The organism is Rossellomorea vietnamensis, assembly GCF_008180415.1.
In the GTDB taxonomy this organism is placed as follows: Bacteria; Bacillota; Bacilli; order Bacillales; family Bacillaceae_B; genus Rossellomorea; species Rossellomorea vietnamensis_C.
Map to the genome: position 1 here is coordinate 545111 of NZ_VTEI01000002.1, position 25436 is coordinate 570546.

At 42.7% G+C, this 25436-nt stretch carries 26 protein-coding genes; 1 reads left to right on the top strand and 25 read right to left on the bottom strand.

The features are described from left to right. Positions 1-140 precede the first annotated feature (140 nt). The 15 genes from FZC78_RS05265 to FZC78_RS05335 all read right to left on the bottom strand — a co-directional run bounded on the left by FZC78_RS05265 (position 141) and on the right by FZC78_RS05335 (position 15014). Positions 141-1340: a pyridoxal phosphate-dependent aminotransferase gene (locus tag FZC78_RS05265; RefSeq protein ID WP_148938584.1), complete on the bottom strand. Its 1200-nt coding sequence runs from the start codon at positions 1338-1340 to the stop codon at positions 141-143. Positions 1341-1355: 15 nt separating this feature from the next. After that, on the bottom strand, positions 1356-1829 hold the full coding sequence (locus FZC78_RS05270; protein WP_148938585.1) for a DUF5590 domain-containing protein: 474 nt from the start codon (positions 1827-1829) through the stop codon (positions 1356-1358). A 12-nt stretch (positions 1830-1841) separates the two neighbouring features. Next, complete coding sequence (locus FZC78_RS05275) at positions 1842-2012, bottom strand: YpmA family protein (RefSeq protein WP_113928625.1); 171 nt, start codon at positions 2010-2012, stop codon at positions 1842-1844. A gap of 187 nt (positions 2013-2199) precedes the next feature. Continuing rightward, positions 2200-3030, bottom strand: a complete 831-nt coding sequence (locus FZC78_RS05280; RefSeq protein ID WP_148938586.1) for a hypothetical protein — start codon at positions 3028-3030, stop codon at positions 2200-2202. A gap of 79 nt (positions 3031-3109) precedes the next feature. After that, positions 3110-5911, bottom strand: a complete 2802-nt coding sequence (gene dinG, locus FZC78_RS05285) for an ATP-dependent DNA helicase DinG (protein ID WP_148938587.1) — start codon at positions 5909-5911, stop codon at positions 3110-3112. 1087 nt (positions 5912-6998) lie between these two features. Further along, positions 6999-7382, bottom strand: a complete 384-nt coding sequence (panD, locus tag FZC78_RS05290; RefSeq protein WP_148938588.1) for an aspartate 1-decarboxylase — start codon at positions 7380-7382, stop codon at positions 6999-7001. Then, on the bottom strand, positions 7375-8241 hold the full coding sequence (gene panC, locus FZC78_RS05295) for a pantoate--beta-alanine ligase (RefSeq protein WP_148938589.1): 867 nt from the start codon (positions 8239-8241) through the stop codon (positions 7375-7377). The genes panD and panC overlap by 8 nt, the downstream gene beginning before the upstream one ends. A gap of 1 nt (position 8242) precedes the next feature. Beyond that, positions 8243-9079, bottom strand: coding sequence for a 3-methyl-2-oxobutanoate hydroxymethyltransferase (gene panB, locus FZC78_RS05300; RefSeq protein WP_148938590.1), 837 nt, complete (start codon positions 9077-9079; stop codon positions 8243-8245). Between the two features lie 326 nt (positions 9080-9405). Beyond that, positions 9406-10386, bottom strand: coding sequence for a biotin--[acetyl-CoA-carboxylase] ligase (locus FZC78_RS05305; protein WP_148938591.1), 981 nt, complete (start codon positions 10384-10386; stop codon positions 9406-9408). Next, complete coding sequence (locus tag FZC78_RS05310; RefSeq protein WP_148938592.1) at positions 10371-11561, bottom strand: CCA tRNA nucleotidyltransferase; 1191 nt, start codon at positions 11559-11561, stop codon at positions 10371-10373. Before FZC78_RS05310 ends, FZC78_RS05305 begins: the two co-directional genes overlap by 16 nt. Before the next feature lie 3 nt (positions 11562-11564). Continuing rightward, positions 11565-12695, bottom strand: coding sequence for an N-acetyl-alpha-D-glucosaminyl L-malate synthase BshA (gene bshA, locus FZC78_RS05315; RefSeq protein ID WP_148938593.1), 1131 nt, complete (start codon positions 12693-12695; stop codon positions 11565-11567). 3 nt (positions 12696-12698) lie between these two features. Beyond that, entirely contained in the window at positions 12699-13391 is a 693-nt protein-coding gene (gene bshB1, locus FZC78_RS05320) for a bacillithiol biosynthesis deacetylase BshB1 (protein ID WP_148938594.1), read from the bottom strand. Beyond that, positions 13381-13806 carry a methylglyoxal synthase gene (gene mgsA / locus FZC78_RS05325; protein WP_148938595.1) on the bottom strand — a complete coding sequence of 142 codons (426 nt, stop codon included), beginning with the start codon at positions 13804-13806 and terminating at the stop codon, positions 13381-13383. Before mgsA ends, bshB1 begins: the two co-directional genes overlap by 11 nt. A gap of 67 nt (positions 13807-13873) precedes the next feature. Continuing rightward, entirely contained in the window at positions 13874-14674 is an 801-nt protein-coding gene (gene dapB, locus FZC78_RS05330) for a 4-hydroxy-tetrahydrodipicolinate reductase (protein WP_148938596.1), read from the bottom strand. After that, the gene (locus FZC78_RS05335) at positions 14661-15014 is read right to left on the bottom strand and encodes a nucleotide pyrophosphohydrolase (RefSeq protein WP_148938597.1); all 354 of its coding nucleotides are present in this window, start codon (positions 15012-15014) and stop codon (positions 14661-14663) included. The genes dapB and FZC78_RS05335 overlap by 14 nt, the downstream gene beginning before the upstream one ends. Before the next feature lie 586 nt (positions 15015-15600). Here FZC78_RS05335 and FZC78_RS05340 point away from each other — a divergent pair. Then, positions 15601-16473 carry a YitT family protein gene (locus tag FZC78_RS05340; RefSeq protein WP_148938598.1) on the top strand — a complete coding sequence of 291 codons (873 nt, stop codon included), beginning with the start codon at positions 15601-15603 and terminating at the stop codon, positions 16471-16473. Positions 16474-16643: 170 nt separating this feature from the next. Here FZC78_RS05340 and FZC78_RS05345 read toward each other — a convergent pair whose 3' ends face one another. From FZC78_RS05345 to FZC78_RS05390, 10 genes are all read right to left on the bottom strand, one after another. Beyond that, a complete protein-coding gene (locus FZC78_RS05345) occupies positions 16644-17324 on the bottom strand; it encodes a zinc metallopeptidase (RefSeq protein ID WP_148938599.1) in 681 nt (226 codons plus the stop codon). Positions 17325-17380: 56 nt separating this feature from the next. After that, positions 17381-18172 (bottom strand): sporulation protein YpjB, encoded by a 792-nt coding sequence (ypjB, locus tag FZC78_RS05350; RefSeq protein WP_148938600.1) that lies wholly within the window; start codon positions 18170-18172, stop codon positions 17381-17383. Between the two features lie 68 nt (positions 18173-18240). Continuing rightward, positions 18241-18834: a DUF1405 domain-containing protein gene (locus FZC78_RS05355; protein ID WP_148938601.1), complete on the bottom strand. Its 594-nt coding sequence runs from the start codon at positions 18832-18834 to the stop codon at positions 18241-18243. A 136-nt stretch (positions 18835-18970) separates the two neighbouring features. Then, complete coding sequence (locus FZC78_RS05360; protein ID WP_148938602.1) at positions 18971-19741, bottom strand: menaquinol-cytochrome c reductase cytochrome b/c subunit; 771 nt, start codon at positions 19739-19741, stop codon at positions 18971-18973. Between the two features lie 54 nt (positions 19742-19795). Continuing rightward, positions 19796-20470: a menaquinol-cytochrome c reductase cytochrome b subunit gene (gene qcrB, locus FZC78_RS05365; RefSeq protein ID WP_148938603.1), complete on the bottom strand. Its 675-nt coding sequence runs from the start codon at positions 20468-20470 to the stop codon at positions 19796-19798. Between the two features lie 3 nt (positions 20471-20473). Continuing rightward, the gene (locus FZC78_RS05370) at positions 20474-20989 is read right to left on the bottom strand and encodes a ubiquinol-cytochrome c reductase iron-sulfur subunit (protein ID WP_148938604.1); all 516 of its coding nucleotides are present in this window, start codon (positions 20987-20989) and stop codon (positions 20474-20476) included. 147 nt (positions 20990-21136) lie between these two features. Continuing rightward, positions 21137-21601 carry a YpiF family protein gene (locus tag FZC78_RS05375; RefSeq protein ID WP_148938605.1) on the bottom strand — a complete coding sequence of 155 codons (465 nt, stop codon included), beginning with the start codon at positions 21599-21601 and terminating at the stop codon, positions 21137-21139. A gap of 638 nt (positions 21602-22239) precedes the next feature. Then, positions 22240-22782 (bottom strand): ReoY family proteolytic degradation factor, encoded by a 543-nt coding sequence (locus FZC78_RS05380; protein ID WP_148938606.1) that lies wholly within the window; start codon positions 22780-22782, stop codon positions 22240-22242. 47 nt (positions 22783-22829) lie between these two features. Further along, on the bottom strand, positions 22830-24089 hold the full coding sequence (locus FZC78_RS05385) for a tetratricopeptide repeat protein (RefSeq protein WP_148938607.1): 1260 nt from the start codon (positions 24087-24089) through the stop codon (positions 22830-22832). Between the two features lie 67 nt (positions 24090-24156). Beyond that, positions 24157-25053: a hypothetical protein gene (locus FZC78_RS05390; protein ID WP_148938608.1), complete on the bottom strand. Its 897-nt coding sequence runs from the start codon at positions 25051-25053 to the stop codon at positions 24157-24159. Positions 25054-25436: the final 383 nt, after the last annotated feature.

Below are 25436 nucleotides of genomic sequence, written 5' to 3' on the forward strand. Positions count from 1 at the left end.
CAAAAACTCAACACTCTTATACTTATGTATCAATTTCTTTTTATTATACATATCCACCCAACCCCTAGCAACAGAGAAAACACAGTAAGGGGTGATTCATCAGATTAAGCGGCAGAAAATCTGCCGCCTGAACCTGCTTTTTATTTTGATTGCTCCATTTTATCAGTAACAAAAGAATGGATTCTCTCTAATGCTTTTTCAAAAGACTCAAGAGATGTTGCGTATGATAACCGGATATTATCAGGCGAACCAAAACCGGATCCTGGAATAACGGCCACCTTGGCTTCTTCAAGCAGAGCTTTCGTAAAGTCGTCAACCGACTCATGTCCGGTTAGTGATGCGGCTTCTTTTACATTGGGAAAAAGATAAAATGCTCCCTGCGGTGTAATGCAGTTGAACCCGGGAATTGCATTCAGCTTTTCTATGACGATGCCTAAACGGTCCTGAAACGCTTTCCTCATGTCTTCGACTGGCTCTTGTGTCCCCTCATAGGCCGCAATAGCACCGTGCTGCGAAGTTGTCGTAGGATTGGAGGTTGAATGGCTGGCAAGGTTCGTCATGGCTTTGATAAGCCGTGCATCCCCTGCTGCATAGCCGATTCTCCAGCCTGTCATGGAATGTGACTTTGATACTCCATTGATGACAATCGTCTGCTCTTTTAACTCAGGTGAAATCTCTGCAATCGAAACATGGCTATTCTCACCATAAACAAGCTTTTCATAAATCTCATCAGACACTATCAGGATATTGTGGTCAAGACAGACTCTGCCTAGAGCTTCCAGTTCATCTCTGCTGTACAGCATGCCTGTAGGGTTGCTTGGTGAATTGATGATGACTGCTTTTATTTTGTCAGTAACAGCATTTTTGAGCTGGTCAGGAGTTATTTTGTACTCATTTTCCTCTTTACCTTCGATGAATACAGGACTGCCGCCTGCCAATTTTACTTGTTCGGGATAGCTGACCCAATAGGGAGTAGGAATGACTACTTCATCTCCCTCATTAAGAAGAACTTGGAATAAAGTGTACAAACCATGTTTCGCACCGCTTGTCACAATCACTTGAGACGGATCATAGGATATACCTTGATCCTTTTTAAATTTATTGATGATGGCTTCTTTTAATTGTGGCAAACCGCCTGCCGGAGTATACTTTGTATGTCCATCGTGCATCGAATCAGTGGCAGCTGTCATAATATGATGAGGAGTATTGAAGTCCGGTTCACCGGCACCAAGCCCTATAACATCTATTCCTTGTGATTTCATCTCTTTCGCCTTTGCCGTAATGGCAAGGGTTGTGGATGGAGTTAAAGCACTGACTCTCTGCGCCAATTCCAATTTCATATGCATTTCCCCCTATTAAAGATTTTCGATCTTCCTCCACCATTCTCCAGATTCAAAGAGAAGGTAATAGTAGTTCAGGTGCTCATTTTCATCAAGATACGTCATTTCCCATACGGGTCCTACACTCTCCATGCCCAATTTGACAGACAGAATTTCGGAAACATCGTTTTCTTGATTTAGTTTATTAATCGCGTCTTCTTTCGAGATTCCATCAGCCCATTTTTTTTCAATTATCTCTTCATCGTTTTGAGGAACCCATAGGATGATCTTTTCCCCGTCTGTATCTTCGCCTGTAATGACTGCATATGACTTTTCGCCATTGTATAGAGTAACATCCTCTTTCGATGTTATTTCGGTTTCAGCTTCAGCCCTTTTTAAAGCAGCCTCGGCCCTTTCATTAACTGGGGATCTGGCATTCAGGAATACGGCTGCTGCCGCTCCTGCAACTAGGATTAACATTAACACTGAGAAAATTATGAGTTTTTTCATTTCATCACTTCTTTATGTACGATAGATTGTAAAAACTGCCTGTTCTTGATCTTCAGGATCCAAGGCAAGTCCAAACATCAGATCTCTTTCTTTCAGAGTACGATTTAAAGCATCGACCACTTTGTAAAAATCAGGCGAGTGCTGAATTTTGACGGTTGATAAAACCTCGATTTTGCTTTCCAAAGAAAATCCCCCTAACCTCACAAAAATTGTTATAAATATTGATCCAATATTAAGGCAAAATAGCATTAGAACCATTTTTCATTATAACAGCAAATGGGCTTAAATCCGAACACAATCAAACAAAAACAATTCTATTCCACACACACTTCTGCAGGGGGCTGTCTGAACAGCCCTCTTTTCGCAGTGCCTAGCCAAGCACCTGATTTTCCTCTGGAAACGTAATCACTTCATAGTTGTTTTCATTGAATTTAATCGTGATAAGCCCATGCTGGCCAGTAAAATAAACATCAATCCAGCTCTCATGGAAAAGTTCCACCAGATCTGTATTCATATATTTTTTCTTATCTCGGTAAAAAACAGCTGTTTGCGGATCGATATGATTTAACAGCCGTTCCGATAATAATTCCGTTTTGTTATACAGCGGAACCTTCAATATATTGACATCACTTAACTGCTCATTCATTAATAAGTTCTCTGCCTCCTGGGAATGAGAACTCAGCCAAAGGAAACGATGAGGCAAAGAAGTGATAGAAAAATCAAGCCCTTCATTTTCCGTGCCGCCGTCAAACATCACATCAATGGCAACATTCTGATTTAACGCATGCTTAGTGCCTTTTTCTAGAGGAAGCACAGGCACTTCCGAACCAGTGATCCCCGGGGCAAGTTTTGCACCTGTCAGCACTTCTTCCACTCCCCATTGTCCGGCAATTCTATTGAGAACATCTCTATGATATTCTGTAATATCGGTGACAAGTATTCCTTTTATCTTTTTGATTCCATACTTATCCAAAGTAGAGGAAAGAGACTCCGACTGGCTGCTTGTACTTGTGTTGATCAGGTAATTCACACCTTCCGGTAGGTGGATAATCGCAACTTCCCCTCTTTCAAAAGGCAGGAAAGACAACGCAAACTCGTCTGGTTTTAACTTTAAGTCCACCTGTGGACCAGCTGCTATTATATTCCCTTCTGAAAAAAGAAAAAACATTATCAGCAGGAACGCCGCCGTATACCCTCTCATGACTAACATACCTCCTATTTCATTTCTACATTTAGAGTACGTTAATCATGAAAATTTATCCGATAAAGCCGAATGGATTTTACAGCCACTCTTCAATCAATTCCACCATTTCATGAAGCTCTCCCTGGCGGACGGGCATATCAGGAATGGAGTCAAGGAATGCCTTGCCGTATCTGGCTGTAACAATCCTTCTATCAAATACAATCACGATTCCCCTATCCGTATTTCGTCTGATCAATCTCCCGACACCCTGCTTGAATCGGAGGATCGCTTCGGGTAGTGAGTAATGGGAAAACGGGTTTTTCCCTTCACCTTTCAAGAAATCACTTTTTGCCTGTGCTACGGGTTCATCCGGCGGTGCAAAAGGCAGCCTTACCAGCACAAGACAGGACAGGTCTTCACCCGGAATATCGACACCCTCCCAAAAGCTGCTCGTGCCAAATAAGATAGCCTTGTCAAATCTCTGGAAGTTCTTTGTCAGCCTAGTCCGGCTTCCCCCGGAAATTCCTTGTGCCATCAACACAAAGTCATCCAGCAAACCGCTGTCTTTCATTAAATCATGAGTTTTGCGAAGCATATCAAAAGCGGTGAACAACACCAGCATCCTGCCCTTCGTTGCCTGAGCCACACCAATTAAGTGTGTCGCAATGGCTTCAACATATTCATCCAATGACACGTTCTGGATTTCAGGAACATCTGTTGGAATGAACAGCTTGGTCATCTCATTGTAATTGAATGGGGAAGAAATTCTGACAGCGTCCACTTTATCGCGTGATAAACCGACTTCTTCCTGAAAATAATTGAAAGAATTCTGGACAGTCAATGTAGCCGAAGTCATGATGGCACATTTCTTTTGGTCGAAAAACGAACTCTTCAATTTTTCCCCGACTGCTGCAAGCTGAGACTGGATTAACAGGCTGTTAGGCAAGGAGCGTAGATCTCCTTCCAGCCATATCACATCGTTATCTGAAGGAAACATAAATACTTCCCGCAAGTTTGATCTTAGCTCCGCCCATTCAACAAGAAAGCTGTACATTTCCTCCAAGGAAGCCTTTTCGGAATCGTCCAGGGAATTTTCTTTCTCCTTCAGCATTTCCAAGCGGCTTTCCATTTCTCCCTCGATTCTCTTCATTTCGGAGACAACGCGTTCCACACACATGATTGCCGGTCTCCATTCACTGGAATTCAACAGCGACTGGGTAAGTCTCATTTGAATCTTTTGGATTCCTTTTCTCTTTTTTGCCTGCTTCAAGAAGAGCGACGTAATGACCGAAAAGCAATCTTCTATTTCTCTGTAAAAATCATTGACATACTGATCAAGCTCGAAAGAATGAAGTTTCGGTTGAAGTGAATATTTTTTTATCATTTTTTCCATTTTGAACAATAGCTGTTTTTGGTCAATCAGTCCAAGCTGCCCAATGACAAACTTGACCGATAGATAATCGATTATTTTGCCAAAGTGGCTTCTGGCCGACTTCTCCAGATGGTGAGCTTCATCTATGATGACTGTCTCATATTCTGGAAGGAGCCGCCTTTCACTCACCAAATCCGCAAGCAGCATTGAATGGTTGGTGACAATTAAGTCGGCACTCTTGGAAAGATTCCGGGCATGCAGATAAAAGTCCCTGCCGATCCATGGATCCTTTTTGATATGCCATCCGTCATGCCTGATTCTATTCCAGAATAATCTTCCGCCGCTTGTCAAATTAAGCTCATCCACATCGCCTGTTTCAGTGGATGTCAGCCAGACAAGAATCTGCATCTTCGTAAGAGCAATATCATAGTGGTTCTCTTCCTCTGTCAAAGACTGCTCAAATTTGAACAAATTCAAGTAGTGGTTCTTTCCTTTCAAGAGAACGGCATTAAAAGGGAAATCCAGCATCTCTCTAAGGAATCCGACTTCCTTTTCCAGCAATTGTTCCTGAAGCTGAATGGTATACGTGCTCACCACCACCGGAATTTCTTCCTGCTTACTGTGCAAGATGGCAGGAAGAAGATAGCCTAAGGACTTGCCCACACCAGTACCCGCTTCGATGATGATATGCTTATTTTCTGTCATCGCTTCATATGCCTTATCCATCATCAAAAATTGGCCTTCCCTTTTCTCAAATGAAGATATGGCTGTAGACAATAAAGCCATCTTATCCTCATCCTCTCTTGGATAAGCCGCCTCTGACTGGTCGACACGCACATGAGGCTGAACCTTCTTCTTTCTGATGGCGATTCCCCTGAAAACCTCCAGTTCCGGGTCAATGTCCTCAATCGATTTCCTCTTTTGGGTAAGAATATTGGAAAAAAGCAGGGATAAATCACTTTTCAGCCAATTGGACAGCTTTTCCATCTGCTCAAGTGTCACGAGCGGAAGTTCTGCAAGCTTCTCAATAAAATGAATAAGCAATTCTGCCGTAACCAATGCGTCACTATCAGCTTGGTGCGGACGGCTGTGGTTAAAAGAAAATCGATCGGAAAGTTCTGTCAGTTTATAACTGTCCGCGGTGGGAAGAGTGATTTTTGCAAGCTCGACAGTATCAAAGGAAGGACCCGTAAACGTATTGTAGCCGGCCTCCTCCAGCTCAGCCTGGAGAAAACCCAAATCAAATTGGACATTGTGAGCACAAAAAACAGCCCCATCCAGCAGCTCCAAAACTTTTGGAGCTATCTCAGAAAATTCAGGGGCGCCCTTGACCATTTCATCATCGATCCCGGTCAATTCCTCTATAAACGAAGGTATCCTCATACCGGGATTCATAAAAGTGGTATACGAATCTACAACAGCTCCTTCTTGGACCACCATTGCAGCTAATTGAATTATTTTGTCTCCCTTTTTCGGGGAGTTACCTGTAGTTTCTAAATCCACTACAACTATTTTATGAGGTACCATAAAATCACACAGCCTTTATCATCTCTTTATCTTCACAAGTGTACCATAATACCTTGGAGCAGAGCCAGAAGAGAGGGTGCTGATATATTTTTTTGGTCTGCCTTTGGATAGTTCGAGTTTCTATATGTATAGGCGTTTGCTGGCCAATCCGCTATCGGTTAAACGATATACCTCTGGCTGGTGGATACATGAGTTTATGGTTTTGAGTTGAGATATGTATTCACTCTATGGCGGGTGGATACACGAGTCATGGGTTTTGAGGTGAGATATGTATCCTCTCGGGGCTTCTGGATACATGTCGCTTCGATTTTCTGCTGAGATATGTATCCACTCGGGGCTTCTGGATACATGAGGCAACGATTTGCTGCTGAGATATGTATCCACTCCGGGCTTCTGGATACACGAGTCACCGATTTTCTCCAGAGATATGTACCCACACAAGGCTTCCGAATACACGAGTCCTGGGTTTTGAGGTAAGATATGTATCCACTCGGGGCTTCTGGATACATGAGGCACCGATTTGATGCTGAGATATGTATCCACTCCGGGCTTCTGGATACACGAGTCACCGATTTTCTCCAGAGATATGTACCCACACAAGGCTTCTGGATACACGAGTCACCAATTTTCTGCTGAGATATGTATCTACTCCGGGCTTCTGGATACACAAGTCCTCGATTTTCTGCTGAGATATGTATCTACTCCGGGCTTCTGGATACACGAGGCACCGATTTGCTGCTGAGATATGTACCCACACAAGGCTTCTGGATACACGAGTCACCGATTTTCTGCTGAGATATGTACCCACTCCAATCCAAGATCCTGAATACACCAAGTCTGCGCTGAAAGATACAAAATTCATAAACCTTAAGCAGAATCCTGTACCCATCCATTCCACGCTGACGGGTCATCAGTCCCGGTAACCTCAATGATCAAGTGTGGCCTTAACGCAATAACTTTTTAAAATAAGTACTTTCCCGCTCAAAAAAGAAGAGGACGAAACCTTAAACGATTTCGTCCCCATTAGCAGGTACTATTTATGATTCGCAAACTTGGCACCCATAAATTCCGGTGCTGTCTGCAAAGATCAATAAACCGTTGCTTCCGGCTCTGTTCCCAGCATTTCCACTATATTATTCTTTTCATCCATGATGGCCACTTTCGGGACATGAGTATGTGCTTTTTCGTCAGGAACAAGCTTATATGAAATGACGATGATGACGTCACCCGGCTGTACAAGACGGGCAGCCGCACCATTCAGGCAGAATACACCGCTTCCGCGTTCTCCCGGTATGATATACGTTTCAAGTCTTGCGCCATTATTATTATTGACGATTTGAACTTTTTCATTTGGAAGCATACCGACATTGTCGAGGATATCTTGGTCAATCGTAATGCTGCCCACATAGTTCAAGTTCGCTTCTGTCACTGTCGCTCTATGGATTTTCCCACTCATCATCGTTCTAAACATGGTGTATCTCCTCCTGTGCCGCTTTAATGATAATGTTATCAATCAGCCGGGCTTTATCGAATTTCACTGCTAAGGCTATTATGAACTCACCCTGAAGTTTATCTATGGCTGTTAATTCAGGATATGAATAGATTTCGATATAATCAATGATTCCGCTGGTTTCTGCGCTGATTCTATTATGGATAAAAGAAATGATGCGTTTGGGATCTGCTTCACCTTCCCTGATCAATCTTTCTGCATCATTCAGGCTTTTGTTCAAAACTGGAGCTTCCTTTCTTTCCACCTCGGAAAGGTAGACGTTCCTCGAACTCTTTGCCAAGCCATCATCTTCCCTGACCGTGGGAACACGGACAATATTCACAGGAAAATTCAGGTCGTTAACCAGCCCTTCTATAACAGCTACCTGCTGTGCATCCTTAAGTCCAAAGTAAGCATTATCCGGGCCCACAATATTGAATAACTTCGATACCACAGTGACTACCCCGTCAAAATGACCTTCCCGCTTGCTTCCACATAGGACATCGGTGCGATCGGTAACATGCATTTTTATTGAAGATCCTGAGTACATTTCATCAGCTTCAGGGAGAAACAGCACATCGACTCCTGCTGACCGGGCAAGCTCGGCATCTCTCTCAGGATTGCGGGGATAGCTTTCAAAGTCCTCATTGGGTCCGAACTGCAGCGGATTCACAAAGATACTCATGACGACAATATCAGTTTCCCGCCTGGCCTGCTGCGCCAAGGTAAGGTGGCCTTCATGCAGAAAGCCCATTGTCGGCACGAAACCTACTGTTTTTCCTCTCCGCTTTTCTTTTACTAAAAACTCCTGTATGGAAGAAATCGAGGTATATTTTATCATGTTACTTTTTACCCCCATATAAGGATTGTAGTTCTTCTTCTTTCATAGTGAAAGTGTGGCCGACCTCTGGAAACAGCCCTTCTTTCACCTCATGATGATAATTCTGGAGTCCGGCAGCTGCCGCCTCGTTGAAATCTGCGTATTTCTTTACGAATTTTGGGATTCTTTCCACCCCATAGGTCATGATGTCATGAAAGACCAGGACCTGGCCGTCCGTCTCGCTTCCCGCACCTATGCCAATCACTGGGATATTGATGCTTTTCGACACTTCAGCTGCCAGCTGGCGGGGGATGCATTCCACAACAAGCGCAAACGCACCGGCTTCTTCGCATCTTTTAGCTTCTTCTATAAGCTTTTTGGCTGCTTCTGCCGTTTTTCCCTGTACTTTATATCCCCCCAGTACACCAACCGATTGGGGAGTAAGTCCAAGATGGGCAACAACCGGAATACCTGCAGTTGTAAGGTCAGTAATTGTATCAATCACCTTACCCCCGCCTTCAACTTTGACTGCATGTGCCCCGCTATTTCGAACGATATCCGCTGCTGCTTGTAATGTATCGCGTTTTGAAAGATGATATGTCATAAAGGGCATATCCGTCACCACGAATGTCTCGGGTGCTCCCCTTCTTACCGCCTTGGTATGATGAATCATATCGTCAAGCGTTACAGCAACCGTAGAATCATAGCCAAGAACAACCATGCCGAGGGAATCACCCACCAGCAGCATATCGATTCCGGCCTGTTCAGAAAGCTTGGCAGATGGATAATCATAGGCAGTTACCATGGATATTTTCTCATTTTCATTTTTCATTTTGATAAAATCAGATGTGCTCTTCATTTTCCGTTCCTCCTTTTTTATCAGAGGCGGCGAAACAAATAGTATAAAGGCAGCTTGTGCAGGTTCCCTTCAAGTAGAAAAAGAAACCGCACAAGAGCCTGACAAAAAGGGACCCTTCCGCAAAAAGGCAGAAGGATCCCGTTAAGTTCATTTTAAAGTTTCGACCCTCCGTCCCTGTCCAACTGGATCAAGGCAGAAATAAGCTGATATATTCAATTTTAATCAAATGGTGCAGTTCATTTGAGATACTGCCCTTCACTAAACGATTATAACAAAAGAATCGGGGAATTCAATAGAAAAAAAGACTAAAAGAAAACGGTTTCACTTTAATTTAATTCAATATCCGCCGAATACACCTCATGAATGGTTCCGTCTGCATCTTGTATTCTTAAGACGCCGTCTTCATTAATCCCAAGAGCTTTTCCCTGTATGCTTCCGGTGATAGTTCTCGCTGTAATTTGCCTGCCGATACTGACGGCATAACTTTCCCAAAGCAGCTTGATCGGCGTGAATCCTTTTTCCATATATAAATCATAATACAACTCTAATTTTTCAAACACCTTTTGAATTAATTTTGATCTGGATATATTTTCTTCTTTTTCTATGGATAAAGAGGTAGCAATAGACTTCAGTTCTTCAGGGAAATCATCTGCATTCTGGTTGACGTTCATCCCGATTCCGATAATAATGGAGTTGATTTTATCCGCTTCAGCCTGAAGTTCTGTCAAAATGCCTGTTACCTTTTTGCCGTTCAGCAAAATATCATTCGGCCACTTTATTTCAGGACTCAAGCCGCAAACCTCCTCGATTGCCTGCACAACCGCTACAGCCGCTATCAGAGTAAATTGCGGTGCTCTTTGAGGAGGAAGCTGGGGTTTCAGGATGATGCTCATCCAGATGCCGGTTCCTTTTGGAGAATGCCAGCTTCTAAGGAGCCTTCCTCTTCCCTCTGTCTGCTCATCGGCTATGACTGTGGTTCCTTCCCCGCTGCCTTCCTGTGCAAGGGTATGAGCGATTTTTTGTGTAGAGGGAACGGATTCCTTATATTCGATCACTCTTCCAATGGCCCTGGTCCTTAAACCTGGGTAAATCTCTTCCCCGCTCACCCTGTCAGGAGATTCCAAAATCCTGTATCCCCTTTTTTTAACAGCTTCGAAAACAAATCCTTCTTTTCTCAGCTCTTCAATATGCTTCCATACGGCTGTACGGGAGCAGCCGGCTATATCTGCCAGGGCTTGTCCCGATAAAAACTCTCCATCAGCCTTCCTGAAGGCTTCCATTAATTTCACTCTTATTGGTGATTGCAAAGTCCTAACCACTCCCTTATGGTTGATTTCTCATTAGGTACTTCCCTTTGTATAACCGCTCTTTCTGTCTTTTCAATAAGGTCTTTTATCCAAGCACCGCCGGCCTTACCGGTCCATTTCATCAGATCATTTCCCGACAAATCCAGTTCATCCCTTTTCTTAATCGGCAAAGAATCATGCATATCCCTTAAGTAACTGTCATCTGCTTTTCCAACAGAAGAATTCAGCACCTGATATACCCTTTCAACATCTATCGCTGCCGGCATTCCTGCTAAATAAATACTGTAAGGGGTCCATTCCTTTTCCATTCTGTCAGAAAGGAATGATAGTGTTCTTGATATATATTTCACTTTCTTTGAAGGAAGTCTCCAAGGCTCCAAAAAGTCAGGACCATTTTGGGAAAGATGATTCAACAACAGCCACATCTGTTCATTGGTCAGGTGATCAACAAGCATATCAGCTGCAGCTCTTACCACTTCGCCTTTTATTTGCGGCAAAGATTCATGAAGTCCTGTTTCTTCCATCACCTTAAAAGACGAGCGCTTGTATGGTGCACCTAATACCTTTTCGAATTCAGCTGACAGCCGCTCAACAGCAATATACTGAAGAGTTTTTCGGTTGTTCATGATGCTGTTGAAAGTGTCAATATTAATATTGAAGTTGAGCTGAGCCATAAAACGGACGGCCCTCATCATTCTAAGGGCATCTTCTTTGAAACGTTCATCCGCATCCCCAACTGTACGGATCACCATTGCATTAAGATCTTCCCGTCCCAGGAATGGGTCATGGATCTCCCCTGAACTGTCCATCGCCATGGCATTAATCGTAAAATCCCTCCTCTGGAGATCTTCTTTCAAGGACGTAATAAAAGTCACTGAATCCGGTCGTCGATGATCTTTATAGTCATCCTCGCTCCTGAAAGTAGTGATTTCATAGGGGATTTGGTTATATATTGCAACCACCGTCCCGTGCTCAATTCCAACATCTATTGTTTTAGGAAAAACCGCCTTCACTTGTTGGGGTAAAGCTGAAGTGGCAATATCAATATCATTTGTTTTTCTATTCAAAAGAAGGTCTCTTACTGAACCTCCGACAAAATAAGCCTGATACCCGGCGTCTTCCAATTTCTTCAGGACAGGCAACGCCCGCTGAAATAGGGCAGGGAGCATTATCATCACCTACTCTTCTACTGTAAGCTTTCTGTAAATTTGTTCATATTGATCTACTATTTTGCTCCAATGAAACTTTGTTCTTGCCGTTTTCAACGCGTTTTCCGAGAGATCCTGGTAAAGTTTCTCATTTGTGAGCAATGACACAGCCTTTTCCGAAACAGAATCCACAGCTCCTAAAGGACATATATACCCATTGACGCCATCCTCAATTACCTCTGGTATCCCGCCAATGTCAGTCCCAATGCAGGGTACTCCGCAAGCCATCGCTTCAAGAGCCACCAGTCCAAAGCTTTCTTTCTCTGAAAGAAGAAGCATGAGGTCACTAAGCGAATACAGTTCTTCAAGGCTATCCTGTTTACCCAGAAAAAGGACCTTCTCTTTAATCCCAAGTTCCCTGACCAACTGGCAGATGACCGTCATCTCCGGTCCGTCGCCAACCAGGAGGAGTTTAGCAGGAATTTCCTTGGCAATCCTGCTGAATGCCTGAACCACATCTTGCACCCTCTTGACACCCCTGAAATTCGAGACATGGATGATGACTTTTTCTTCCGGAAGTAAACCGTATTCTTTTTTCAGATGCTCAGAATCTACCTTGCGATAAACTCGTTCATCGATAAAATTGTAAACTGTCTCAATGTCCTTGTCTGGTGAAATAAGACTGTATGTCTGGTCGACAAGCGCATGTGATACTGCTGTAACATGATCTGACTGTTCAATGCCGAAACGGATGGCTTCTGTTAACGATGGGTCGTACCCCAGTACCGTTATATCTGTTCCGTGCAGTGTGGTGACAATCTTCAGATCGGTATCAGCCATTTGTTTTGCCAGTATCGCGCAGACAGCATGCGGCACTGCATAATGGACATGCAGGATGTCCAGGTTTTCCCTTTTCGCAACCACAGCCATCTTATTAGCGAGGGCTATGTCATAAGGTGCATGCTGAAAGACAGAGTACTGACTCACCTCTACCTGATGATAATAAATATTCGGATACATTCTATTAAGTCTGAAAGGAACACTGGAAGTAATGAAATGGATTTCATGTCCTCTTTCAGCGAGAAGTTTACCAAGTTCAGTTGCCACTACCCCGGACCCGCCGACCGTAGGATAGCAGGTGATTCCTATTTTTAATTTCATAAACTACTCTCCTAATAAGTCCTTGTCGACAATCAAAGCGGTATGAGAAAAAAACCCTTCTGCAAATGAAAGACCGGCTGTTTTGCCCATCATTCTTTCCCTTGCCTCTACCGATTCAAGATACCCTTCTGTCAGAGGAGTAGAAATGCTTCCCTCCCTGCTGATAAATTGACTTTGATATGCTTCCAGGCTTTTTATTTTGGTCTCTATGTATTGATCTATATCTATGACAAAATCAGGCTTGTGAAAACCGTTTATCATATAAAAATATAATGCTATTGGTTTATGCGGTTCTCCTTCTCCATACATTTTAATACCAGCTGAAAAGAAAGCTTCTTTCACCAAGGAAGAGGCATTCCCATGATCCGGGTGCCTGTCGGCTTCATATGGAGCAAACACGATTCTTGGCCTGTACTGTCTGATGACATGTACGATTTGATCAATGTAGTCTTTCTGTATGTATAGTCCCCTGTCAGGCAAACCAAGGTTCACCCTTTCCGATACACCTATTATGGAGGCTGCGTCTTCAGCTTCTTTCTCCCTTGTTTCAGGTGTGCCGTTAGAGGACAGTTCTGCTCTGGTCAAATCGCATATCACTATTGTTTTCCCGGCTGCTGCATACTTGGCCAGCGTGCCGCCCATGCCGATTTCTACATCATCTGAATGGGCACCGAATGCCAGGATATCAATTTCCATTACCGTCATTCTCCTTTTGCTCCTTTACAACCTCACGCCAGTGAATATCTCCTCGCTGCAGCCCTCTGATAATGATTTCAGCAGTACCCATATTGGTTGCCAAAGGAACAGAATAGACATCACAAAGGCGGATGAGAGCTGTTACGTCCGGTTCATGAGGCTGTGCAGTCAATGGATCCCTGAAAAAGATGACAACATCCATTTTATCATTGGCGATGAATGATCCAATTTCCTGATCACCGCCGAGCGGGCCTGACTTAAATCTGTGCAGGTCTAAGCCGGTCTCTTCCTTTATTCTTGAGCCTGTTGTCCCGGTGGCATATAAATTGTGTTGTTGAAAAATATCCTTGTATGCCAATACGAAACGAATTAAATTATCCTTCTTCTTATCATGTGCGATTAAAGCAATATTCAAAACTTTCACTCCTCAACTCGAAGTAAAGCCTTCTGCGAGATTTGGCTCTTGCAGATCGGCCTCCGTTTTAATCCAGTATATTCTCAAGTCCGTAAACCAATGTATCAAGTTTCATGACCGTATCAACACATACTTTAACTCCTGACATGAAGGAAGCTCGGTTATAGGAGTCATGTCGGATGGTTAAGCTTTGTCCCTCAGCACCGAACAGGACTTGCTGATGGGCAATAAGTCCCGGCAGACGTACGCTGTGAATGTGCATCCCCTCATAGTCTGCCCCTCTTGCACCTTCTATTGTTTCCTTTTCCTCAGGATGGCCCTGTACCTTCATTTCCCTTTGGGAAGCAATCATTTCAGCCGTTTTCACAGCTGTACCTGAAGGCGCATCAAGCTTTTGGTCATGATGAAGTTCAATGATTTCAACATCTTGGAAATACTTTGCTGCCATTTGGGAGAATTTCATCATCAATACGGCACCAACAGCAAAATTGGGTGCTATGATACACCCTAGCTTTCTCGTCTCGGCCAACTCTTTCAACTCAGCCAGCTGTTCCGAGGAAAAGCCTGTTGTGCCAACAACTGGCCTGACTCCGTAATCCAAAGCTGTTTTTGTATGTAAATACCCTGTTTCCGGGATTGTCAAATCAATCAGGACATGAGGAGCTTCGGTATCAAAGCACTCCTTAATATCTGTATAAACAGGAACATCGGATCCTGAGAAGCCTTCTAAATCACTCAGCCTTTTTCCTTCGTGCTTATGATCGAGCACACTGATTAGTTTGAAATCATTTGTACTTTCTACCATCTTAACAGCTTCCCTGCCCATTCTTCCCCTTGGACCAGCTATTGTAACTTTAATTTGTGCCATTGCTTCCATCCTCCTCTTTGCGTGTCCAACGGTCTTTATCTCTGGTGTTGAATTTGTGCATGACTGTATTATGTGCTGTTTCGAGGTCAATCCCCAGTGAATTGGCCAGGCATGTGACGACAAAAAGAATATCGCCAAGTTCTTCTTCTATAGTATTATCTTCTTCAGTACTTTTTTTCGGTTTCTCTCCGTGGTAATGGTTGACCTCTCTTGCCAATTCCCCCATTTCTTCCGTTAATCTGGCCATCATAGCCAGCGGACTGAAGTACCCCTCTTTAAACTGTCCTATGTATGTATCTACTTCATTTTGCATTTCTTTAATTGTTTTATTTTCTCCCATAATAACACCTCGCTAATTTCTTCTATTATGTTAGCTAAAGAATTGAATTTTGACAAATAATTAAACCATATCCACCCTTTTAGCTTGCATCATATGATTACCCAGAGAGGACTGTTCTGCCTGAGAAAAACGTCAGCCGCTCCCACCAAGCTTTTACTTAATAAGATACACAATAGCATCAGCATACTTCGCGTCTATCTTAAAGTGAATAACCTGATATGTTGTCAGGTAAAAAATTCATTCGATAAAGAAATTTAATACATGAAAGAGACTTCCAACGGCTTCTTCTCTGTCGAAGTCTCTAAGGACACTTACATTATCAGTAAAAGACCATTGCTTTTCTTCCGAAGAGTCTATTAGATTTCACATAGACCTTAAGCTGAAGAAGAAAAGCCTTATTGATAGTTTACATCTCTTCCTATATAATTGCTCTGTTATAAGAAAAGAATACGGCGGCTGTCTCCAGGAAATCTCCTCATACTGGCATAAAAGCAGGTAATTCGACTGAAAACACTATAACTGGAATACATAAACCAGCTGTTCTTTACTTTTATAATTCAACTAATGAAAGATTGGAGGAACAATTATGTTACTCGGACTGCGAGTCAAAAATACACTTTTTATCATTCTCGGTTCTGCGATATTTGCTTTTGGACTTGTCCATTTCAACATGCAGAACGAGCTTGCAGAAGGCGGTTTTACAGGCATTACGTTATTATTATACTTTCTTGCCGGCATTGACCCTTCTTATTCTAACCTTGCATTGAACATACCGATCTTTTTTATCGGATGGAAGTTTTTAGGAAGGCGCGCTTTTTACTATACCATTATCGGGACCATTGCCCTCTCAGTATTTCTATGGATTTTCCAACGATACCAAGTCAGAATACCTTTGGAGGGCGATTTATTTCTTGCAGCTCTCTTTGCTGGGGCTTTCCTAGGTGTAGGACTAGGGATTATCTTCAGATATGGCGGAACGACCGGCGGGGTGGATATTATCGCCAGGCTGGTTCATAAGTATGTGGGCTGGAGCATGGGGAAAACGATGTTTATTTTTGATGCTCTGGTTATATCGGTTTCCCTTATTACATACCTGGGCTATCGGGAAGCCATGTATACTCTAGTGGCCGTATTTGTGGGAGCAAGAGTGATTGATTTCATGCAGGAAGGGGCCTATGCAGCCAGAGGTGCTATGATCATCTCTGACAAGTATGAGGAAATCGCTGATACAATCAATGAAAAGATGGACAGGGGAGTTACCGTCCTTAAAGGCCACGGCTCATTTACAAAAGAAAATCGCAATGTCCTCTACTGTGTGGTTGGTAAAAATGAGATCGTGCGTTTAAAGAATATCATCAGCTTTGTCGATCCCCATGCATTTGTTTCTGTCACGGTGGTTCACGATGTATTAGGAGAGGGGTTCACTCTGGATGAAAATAAAAACCCTCTTGAGAATTAACTAAAAAAAGTGCTTCCCGGATCCGGGAAGCACTTTTTAAAATAGATAAAAGAGTAGAGGATTTTGCAGCGTTTCAGAATCCTGCACCTGATGGTCCGCACACACTGGAACGGACTTAGCCCTTCAGAACATTGTCTGTCGGGGCTAAACAGGATGCTTCCGCTTTTTAATTAATCTTCTCCCTGCATACCAGTGTAGATCAGCACAAGACGAAGGAGTTCGATTAACGCAACAGCGGCGGCGGCAACATACGTCAACGCGGCAGCATTCAATACTTTTTTAGCATGACGTTCTTCTTCGTTACGAATCAATCCGAGTGAAACGATTTGATTCATCGCCCTGGAGGAAGCATTGAATTCGACCGGCAGAGTGATGAATTGGAACAGAACTCCAGCAGCCATTAGAACAATACCCAACAGGAACATTCCAGAAAGTTGACTAAAGATCCCGATCAAGATAAATACAAAAGACATGTTGGAACTGATATTCGCTACAGGAACCAGTGCATGTCGAAAGCGAAGAAAAGCATAGCTCTCGCTGTCCTGTATCGCATGTCCCACTTCATGGGCAGCAACTGCCGCACCCGCAACAGAATGTCCATGGTAATTATCAGGTGATAATGCAACGGTTTTATTAATAGGGTTATAGTGGTCGCTTAAGAATCCGCGTCCTTCAACTACTTTCACATCATATAACCCGTTTTCATCCAATATACGGCGGGCCATTTCCGCTCCCGTCATCCCCGACGTAGTGGCAACCCTTGAATATTTTTTAAATGTTTTCTTCACATTCATACTCGCCAAAACCGGAATTAATGAAATTAAAATGAAGTAAAGGATAAATCCTCCCATTTCAAACCTCCATCTAGTTGTAATTATTTAAATTTTATCTTCTGCTGATATGGTTGTCAATCCTTTTGCCTTTCAGATCGGGACTGTTCAGATTCCCCTTTATATTTTCTCCAGCCTACATAAGATAATGTAAGGATGATAATACTTCCTGTGGTAGTGATCATCCACCAGAGTGAAGGATCTGCTTCATCTTCCGTGAGGCCATCGAATAAATCTTCCAAATCAGTTTCCAAGGTATTCAATTCATTGATTGTTTCCGTGCCGCTTCCGCTTTCGCTTCTATAGCGATCAATGAATGTAATCCTTGAATCAAGCTCCTGTACTTTTTCTACAGGAATATCCAATTTGATACTTGGCTGGATGATGCTGTACTTCGTCAAAAACTGATTAAGGGTCGAATGATATTCTTCTGCATCCCCCTCATTGGCAGCCGTCTGCATCTGCTGAAAAGCTGACATAATCGGCTTTTCCATCTCAGTCCACAATGGCTGATGCTGCGAAGAAATTGTATCCATGACCAGTCTGAATGTGATGACCGAATCAATTCGCTGCTCTGCCGACTCGGTCGTATTCGCTAGAGATTGCAGAGCTCCTTCATGAGCCACTGTAAGAATCCGGAGTTCGTCCATTGAAAAGGAACGTTCCCTTGCATTCACTTCAGAAAACTTGTCCGAAAAATATTGTAAAAGCTGCTTCGCTTCATCGAACCTTCCAGACTTTGTCATTTGCAAGGCCTCGTCCGCGATTGTATCCAGCTCTTTTAAAGAAGCCTCTTCAGCTGATGAATGTACAGGAAAACTTATCATAAAGAGAATGAGCGCGATAAAAATCAACCGGAATAATTTCATACTTGTCCCCCCTCAAACTACTAATAAAGTGTATGAGGGTGTGCACAAGAGTAGACCTCAAAATTCTATCACCCCAGATGAATATTCCGTCTTTCCACTTTTTGTGTGAAGTAATAGCAAAGGAAGATAGACAATAAACTCAACCAGAAAGTAAAGTAGCCTATTTCCCTGATATATAGATGAAGCTGAGAATAGACCGGATACTGCATGAACACATAATCAATAATATCATTGTGCAGAGTCCACACAGCGGCTGCTATAATATGCCAGACTTTCACACGGTAATATGGGGAGTAGAGTAAACCCTGAACTGCCATCGCAAAGTGAGAACCTATCAGCATATACCCTTCCCAAGGCAGGTATCCAGTAACCCCAAGAGTCAGCAAGTTCATGACGACTGCCCAGATTCCATATTTAAATAATGTTATGATCGCTAAAGCTTCCATCAACGGCCAATTTCTGCCTCTTAATAAAGCTGCTACTACAAAACAAAAGAAGAGACTGGCTGTCGGGCTGTCAGGAACAAAAACCATGAAATGAGGCGCCGTTCTTTCCAATTGAGGAAGATACCAGATGTAGCCATAAATAGTGCCCAGTATATTGACAGCAAGCAGCAGGGCAAGAAATGATTTGTGTGTTAAATAGGAATATATTAGATTCATGCTTTCTCCTTTTCATATCCATGATCTCTACAAACAGTTATGTATAACATTATAAGGAAAAGCGAGAAGTTTTTCATCCCGTCCTGCCCCTTATTTCATCCAAAAAAAGATCCGGCATCAGCCGGATCTTTTTTCTTTATTCACTTTCAAGTCCTGCGATGAATGCTGCAAGCGTTTCAAGTTCTTCATCAGTACCTTCAAACATACCAGCAGGCATTCCCGGCGGTTTACCGTTTACTGCGATATCAGCAATTTCTTCTTCGCTAAGTTCGAGGTTAGCTAATGAAGGAGCAGTTGATCCACCTTGAAGTGTATCACCGTGACAATTGATACAGCCGTTTTCCTGGTAGATTTGGTAACCTTCAGACTCAGTATCCACTTCCACTTCTGCAACGATTTGTCCTTGCTTTTTAGCTGCATCCCAATCATGGTTAACGACAGATTCCCATGTAAGGAAGATAGTCGCTGCAAGAGCCAAAAGCATAAATCCTGTAGCAAATGGACGTTTCACCGGACGGCGTTCAGGTCCGCGGTCGATAAATGGAGCAAGCAAAAGTGCTCCAAATGCAAGTCCTGGAATTACGAATGCACCGATGACATTATATGGGCCTGATGCATAAGTATACTTCAATAATTGATAAAGAAATAAGAAATACCAATCTGGTAATGGAATATATCCCGCATCCGTTGGATCGGCAATACGTTCTAACGGTGATGGGTGAGCGACCGTCAGACAAAGATAACCGATTAAGAATACCGCTCCGACCAACCATTCTTTTAATAAGAAGTTAGGCCAGAAGGCTTCTGTTTTTCCAGGGAACTCGGAATAATCTTTCGGAATATTAGGCTTACGTTCTGCAGGCACACGAGAGTCGCCTACGAACTTCATCCCTTTTCCTCTATGCATAGTGTCCCCTCCTTTTTAGTTAAAGTGAATCAATAACCACATTGAATTAAGATCTTACAATGGACCTGAAATCCCTTGTTTACGGATCATCAGGAAGTGAGCCCCCATTAATCCCAGCAATGCTGCAGGAAGGAAGAACACATGTATAGCAAAGAAACGGGTAAGGGTCTGCGCTCCTACGATCGTAGCGTCACCGGCAAGCAGAATCTTTACTTGTTCTCCAATGAAAGGAGTCGCGGCCGCAATTTCCAAGCCGACTTTAGTCGCAAATAGCGCTTTCATATCCCATGGCAGTAAGTATCCTGTGAAACCAAGACCAAGCATCACGAAGAAGATAAGCACTCCGACAACCCAGTTCAGTTCACGCGGTTTCTTGTATGCTCCTTGGAAAAAGACGCGCAGTGTATGTAAGAACATCATTACAATAACTAAACTCGCTCCCCAGTGGTGCATACCCCGGACGATTTGTCCGAAAGCTACTTCATTTTGAAGATAATAAACAGATTGCCAAGCATTTTGAATATCTGGAACGTAGTACATTGTCAGGAACATCCCAGACAAGATCTGAATGACTGTCACGAAGAAAGTCAATCCGCCAAAGCAGTAAACAAATGCAGAGAAATGATGTGCAGGGTTAACATGCTCAGGTACTTCGTGATCAGCGATATCACGCCATAAAGGCGTAATGTCTAAACGCTCATCAACCCAATCATACATTTTGTTCAGCACGGATTACGCCTCCTTTACTAGATTATTTGCTTCCGGTTTTCCAAGGTACAGAATTCCGTCTTTAACTTGTGTTGGATATACATCCAACGGTGATACCGGCGGTGTTCCAGGAATATTCTTCCCGTTCTTCTTGTAAAGACCGCCATGACATGGGCAGTAGAACATGTTTTCATTGTTCTTATCGCCATTCCAGTTAACTGTACATCCCAAGTGTTTACAAACAGGTGAAAGTGCTACGATTTCATCATTTTCATTTTTGTAAACCCAAGCTGTCTGCGTAACATCAGAAGTATACCACGCATCGACTTGCTCGTAGCTGTAATCCACACGCACAGGTTCACTTGTTATTTCATCAACTTTCTGCTTCGTTGCAATGAAATCCCCTCCTGCTTCTGCTTTCAAAACAGGATCGATTGCAAATCGAACCATTGGCATCAACATTCCAGCAGCCATGAAACCGCCTACACCAGTAAGCGTATAATTAAGGAATTGACGTCTAGATACACGTTGTTTGCTCATCCTTATCCCCCCTCTATCGTAAGGTCAGTCCGATGGACATTTTTCGCACAAATATAATACTAGGACATAATAATGATATATTAATCTCTCTACCAGGTCAATAACTCAGTCCTTTAAAAAGATGTCAACAATGTGACTTTTTTAAAATCATCCTTCACTCTGCCATTTTTTCACGATGACATTCAGCAGTTGTTTAACCTGATCCTCCATTATTGAATGCTTATATTTCTCATCCATATTATCGAGGGGAATTGAAGGAAGCCACATGAGGCTGCGCTCTAGTTCATCACTGGCAAATCTCCAATCGCTGTCCGAAGTCAGGAAGAAAACATATTGAAAACCGGAATCTATCATAGAGGATCTCCATTCCTGCAGCCTTTTTTCTGCAGAGCCTTCTTCTTCAGTTTTAAGATATGTAAAGGAAGGAAATAACATCAGCCTGCCTTTGAATTGATGCTCCAAATGCATGGCCAACAAAGAAATGAACTCCCCCTGTGCAGCAGATGTCTTCATATCCTCTCCGAACCCAAGCGGAAGAAGCGGAATGATTGCTGTATCAATATACTTTTTTTCTTTCAAATAAGTTTCTACTTCTTTTCCATTCCAATTCATTAAACAACACCTCTTATTTGTCCTTCTTGCGGAATATGATATCACTTTCGGAAAGACTTTGAAAGGTTAAAGATGTATGGGATATGAAATGGTGAAAATGTACTGTGAAAATCTTCGAATAATAGGTAGTTTCAGATGACCTTTTCGCAAATTCTATAGCTAGTGAGAAGGAATATATGGCTCTACGGGGCGGGCGGTGAATTGAAAAGCGGCAGCGGCCGTCTAGTTTGCAGGCCTTCAAAGCAAATAAAACCTTCAGTTTGTACTGGTGGTTTTCTCTGAGGCCGGAAGCCTTCCTTACCAGCTTCGGCCTCCGGAGGGGAAAGCTCCCCCCATTGCCTAAGAGAGTATATATATTCGGAGAGTACTCCCTTACACATAATTATTGACACTACCTCAATTCTGAAGCTTACCCGGAAAAACTCAGCTTATTTTAGGCTATTAATTGCCTTCAGCACGGATACCTCTCCTCCTGCTGGAATGGCCAGAAGGGATACGGAATTGGATTATTCTATAGAAAGAGGGTGTTTTATATCATGCTATAAGCTCTCTGGAACCTCCGGGAGAACCAGGAGTTTTCAAAAACCAATTGTTAAAATAAAAAAGCCGACAATCCTGATAGATTGTCAGCTCCATGGTTAAACCGGCAAGCTCTTTAATTTTGAAGTCAATTCCCTGAACTTTTCTTTATCGTTCCGATCCAGTGCATCATCGATGGCATCGAGGAGTTTCTGTCTCTGGTATGTCTCGATACTGATTTTAAGGAACTGTTCAGCTATTATCCTGTCTTTCTCATTAATTAACAAATATTTCGGCATGAAAGGATTTTCTTCACGAACCGCGGCATACTGGTACGAAGCATTGGCCTTAGTGAAATTGAGCTGAATATAAATATCCTCATCCTTATTCAGCCTGATATCATGAAAAGATTTTTCAGCATCCGTCGTCATAATGTTTTCTTTATAAAACCTGAACGGCACTTCCTCTACACAATGGGTGGACATGACCAGCCCTCTTGGACAATATTGTGCTTCTTCGACAAAATGAACTTTTTTCATTAGCTGGTCATGGCTCATAAGGTAATTCAGAATCCAGACACACTCACGTCTCTTCAGCTGGTAACGATTTAAGAACCACCGGATGAAATCCTTTTTCTCGTTGACAGATACAGGGGTCTTCATTCATTTCCCTCCTCTGCGTATTTTGTCCTGCAGTGTTATACAGGCAGTCATTCTTCCAACCTTTCAATCATCATAGCCCACTCTTCATTTGTTGGATCTTTCTTTACCAATTCATTAAATACTTCTCTGGCCTCTCCGCGTTTTCCTTCTTCGATAAGGAAATATCCATATTCCTGAAGAAATTCTGGATGTTCTTTAAAGAAAGTATATGCAAGTCGGTATTGTTTTAATGCTTCTTTGTAATCCTCTGTTTTTTCGTAAGCAGCTGCTGCGTCCCAATGAAGCTGGGGATCTTCTTCTCCTTCACTCTCCATCAATTTAATGATTTCAAGAATGTCCTCGTATCTTTCCTGGCGGAGGAAGAGTTTGTTTAAGGTCAGAGCAGCTTCCATATAGCCTTGGTCAAGCGCCAGAGATTCACGCATGAATTTTTCAGCATCCTCTTCCAAGCCGAGCTTCAAGGAAATTTTCCCTCCGTGGAATAGGAGTTCCTTGTTGAACTCGTCATGAGTAATCCCTTCTCTCACTGTTTCCAGACTCTTTTCAAGCTCCTCTTCGTGTTCGTAAGCCTTGGATAGGAGCAGATACAGCGAATTATAGTCAGGATCCAATGCTTTCACAGATTCCAATTTTTCTATCGCCTTGGTATAGTACCCCGCTTGATAGGCTGTAAAGGCATAGCCAAACAGCGTATTGATTTCCAAATGCTCATCAAGAGCCTTCTCGTAATGATGCAGTGCCTGTTCGAAGTCTCCCCCCGCACTGAGAGCTTCACCCATCCTTTGATGGACATCCACTCCGCCGACATTCGTCTTTTGAGCTTTAAGGACATTTTCGTAAGACCGGATCGCTTCAAGAAACTTTCCTATCTCAAGGTAAAGTTCACCAAGCGCAAAATCAATCACTGGTTCTGACGGGAGAATCTTTTTAGCCTGAAGCAGCTTTTGCTCACTCACTTCAAAAAGCCCCTGCATTTGATACAAGTCTGCTTGTAACAGCAATGCCCTCGGATAGTCAGGGTCCCCTTCCCCCATTTCTGAAAGCAGTTCAAGGGCACCCTCCTCATCATCCATTTCAACAAGGACTTCCGCAAGTGTCACAATCAGCTCGCCTTCACCAGGGTAGCTGCCTAAAAGGAGTTCAAGCAATTCTTTTGTCTCCTCCAAAAAACCTAAGTGGTAAAGATTTTCTGCAAGTGTAAACTTCTCTTCATCAGTACCTAGATTCTTCACCCGCTTGAAATGTTTTGCAGCGTTGTCAAGGTCTCCTTGTTCCAGTGATGTCAGCATTTCTTCTGCATAGTTCATATCAAAAATCCTTTCTTCTACAAATACTTTTATAGAAGGGTTAATTAGAAATTATATCAAGAGATGATCAAGTTAAATAGCCGGGATTTTTAATGATCAATTCTTCCCCGATCCCTGGCTGAAAGAAGCATCTTCCATTAGACATAAGTACTTTACCCTTGTTTACTGTAAGAAGTAACATATGATTATCATAAAGAAATGATTGGCAATGGGCAACTATTTCAGAGGCAGGGCTTTCATATAGGTTATAACTAATTTCTCCGCCTACCATGAAATTCCCTTTAAGAGGAAAGATACCAATTTTTTTCAAAATCTGCAGGGGCATCGGCTTTTTGGTGGAGATTGGTGACTGAATATGAGGAATGCCTTGATCTGATAGGATTTCCTGCCATGAATTCACTAACCTGTCTCTTTTCCTTTTGTCGATTTCTGATGAAATAAGAGGACAAAAAACCAACGGGTAACCATATAAAGCTTCTTTTACCCAACCCCATGCTATGTTCCTTAGATCTTCTTCTGTTGAAAATTCAATAAATACTGCCGGGATTTTATTTCGCTTTAGACACCTTATCAGTTCCGGTGTGATCAGCCTGGCTTTGCATCGGAGGACGATGACATAATCTATCGGACTAGACAGCAGTGAAGTCCTTAAACGTCTTAAGTTCGCTTTAAGTTCCGACTGATAATCTATTGAAAATGAGGTAACCAGGGTAGTGCACCCCTTCATAATGAATTCAGTTGTAAAATATGACTTGAAATGGTCAAACTTTAAAAAATCAGGAAGTTCAAGATCTGCCATAACGTGGACAGGCGACATCAAGAAAGGGGAAACATTCATCCGCGGTATAGTATAACGTTTAAAGTTTGAATTAATTGATCGAATTCTATTATCTTGTATAAGCATGGTGATATCTCTTCTCCGGTCATATTCAATACAGGGTACATTTTCTATAATATATGCCATCGCCAGCTCTCCCTTCTTCTCTTAAGACAAGCTATGAGATAAAGAGCAAAGTGATGACAAATAATTTGATAATCTAGTCTCTATTATCCTATGGATATGCACTGCTAGTTTCATCAAGAGACCCATTCCTAAGTAGAGGAGCCCAATCTGAATGCGGCGTAAAGATACCCCAAAAAATTCCCGGCTCCCCTAAGTATCCGCTTGAAAGACTTAGGAAGTGTTTAAATAGTCTCCTGGTTTTCCAAGAGACATCTGAGACCCTCTGAAAAAAATCGAGAGACACATTCTGCCCCAGCCATTTTGATATAGGAAAAAGGCGTCTCCGTTCGACCCTTGAACAGAAACACCTTTCAGAGATGAATTTAAGAAATGGCTCTTTCGTA

Bases quoted from the DNA above. Each gene is read 5' to 3' on its own strand.
- FZC78_RS05345 (WP_148938599.1), bottom strand. From the start codon at position 17,324: ATGGGAGGATTTATCCTTTACTTCATTTTAATTTCATTAATTCCGGTT.
- FZC78_RS05360 (WP_148938602.1), bottom strand. From the start codon at position 19,741: ATGCATAGAGGAAAAGGGATGAAGTTCGTAGGCGACTCTCGTGTGCCT.
- FZC78_RS05390 (WP_148938608.1), bottom strand. From the start codon at position 25,053: ATGGCATATATTATAGAAAATGTACCCTGTATTGAATATGACCGGAGA.
- FZC78_RS05270 (WP_148938585.1), bottom strand. From the start codon at position 1,829: ATGAAAAAACTCATAATTTTCTCAGTGTTAATGTTAATCCTAGTTGCA.
- FZC78_RS05310 (WP_148938592.1), bottom strand. From the start codon at position 11,561: ATGATAATGCTCCCTGCCCTATTTCAGCGGGCGTTGCCTGTCCTGAAG.
- ypjB (WP_148938600.1), bottom strand. From the start codon at position 18,172: ATGAAATTATTCCGGTTGATTTTTATCGCGCTCATTCTCTTTATGATA.
- FZC78_RS05385 (WP_148938607.1), bottom strand. From the start codon at position 24,089: ATGAACTATGCAGAAGAAATGCTGACATCACTGGAACAAGGAGACCTT.
- FZC78_RS05335 (WP_148938597.1), bottom strand. From the start codon at position 15,014: ATGGGAGAAAATAAAACAATTAAAGAAATGCAAAATGAAGTAGATACA.
- FZC78_RS05265 (WP_148938584.1), bottom strand. From the start codon at position 1,340: ATGAAATTGGAATTGGCGCAGAGAGTCAGTGCTTTAACTCCATCCACA.
- FZC78_RS05370 (WP_148938604.1), bottom strand. From the start codon at position 20,989: ATGAGCAAACAACGTGTATCTAGACGTCAATTCCTTAATTATACGCTT.
- panB (WP_148938590.1), bottom strand. From the start codon at position 9,079: ATGAAGAGCACATCTGATTTTATCAAAATGAAAAATGAAAATGAGAAA.
- FZC78_RS05375 (WP_148938605.1), bottom strand. From the start codon at position 21,601: ATGAATTGGAATGGAAAAGAAGTAGAAACTTATTTGAAAGAAAAAAAG.
- panD (WP_148938588.1), bottom strand. From the start codon at position 7,382: ATGTTTAGAACGATGATGAGTGGGAAAATCCATAGAGCGACAGTGACA.
- dinG (WP_148938587.1), bottom strand. From the start codon at position 5,911: ATGGTACCTCATAAAATAGTTGTAGTGGATTTAGAAACTACAGGTAAC.
- FZC78_RS05340 (WP_148938598.1), top strand. From the start codon at position 15,601: ATGTTACTCGGACTGCGAGTCAAAAATACACTTTTTATCATTCTCGGT.
- bshA (WP_148938593.1), bottom strand. From the start codon at position 12,695: ATGAAATTAAAAATAGGAATCACCTGCTATCCTACGGTCGGCGGGTCC.
- panC (WP_148938589.1), bottom strand. From the start codon at position 8,241: ATGATAAAATATACCTCGATTTCTTCCATACAGGAGTTTTTAGTAAAA.
- FZC78_RS05355 (WP_148938601.1), bottom strand. From the start codon at position 18,834: ATGAATCTAATATATTCCTATTTAACACACAAATCATTTCTTGCCCTG.
- FZC78_RS05380 (WP_148938606.1), bottom strand. From the start codon at position 22,782: ATGAAGACCCCTGTATCTGTCAACGAGAAAAAGGATTTCATCCGGTGG.
- bshB1 (WP_148938594.1), bottom strand. From the start codon at position 13,391: ATGGAAATTGATATCCTGGCATTCGGTGCCCATTCAGATGATGTAGAA.
- FZC78_RS05280 (WP_148938586.1), bottom strand. From the start codon at position 3,030: ATGAGAGGGTATACGGCGGCGTTCCTGCTGATAATGTTTTTTCTTTTT.
- dapB (WP_148938596.1), bottom strand. From the start codon at position 14,674: ATGGCACAAATTAAAGTTACAATAGCTGGTCCAAGGGGAAGAATGGGC.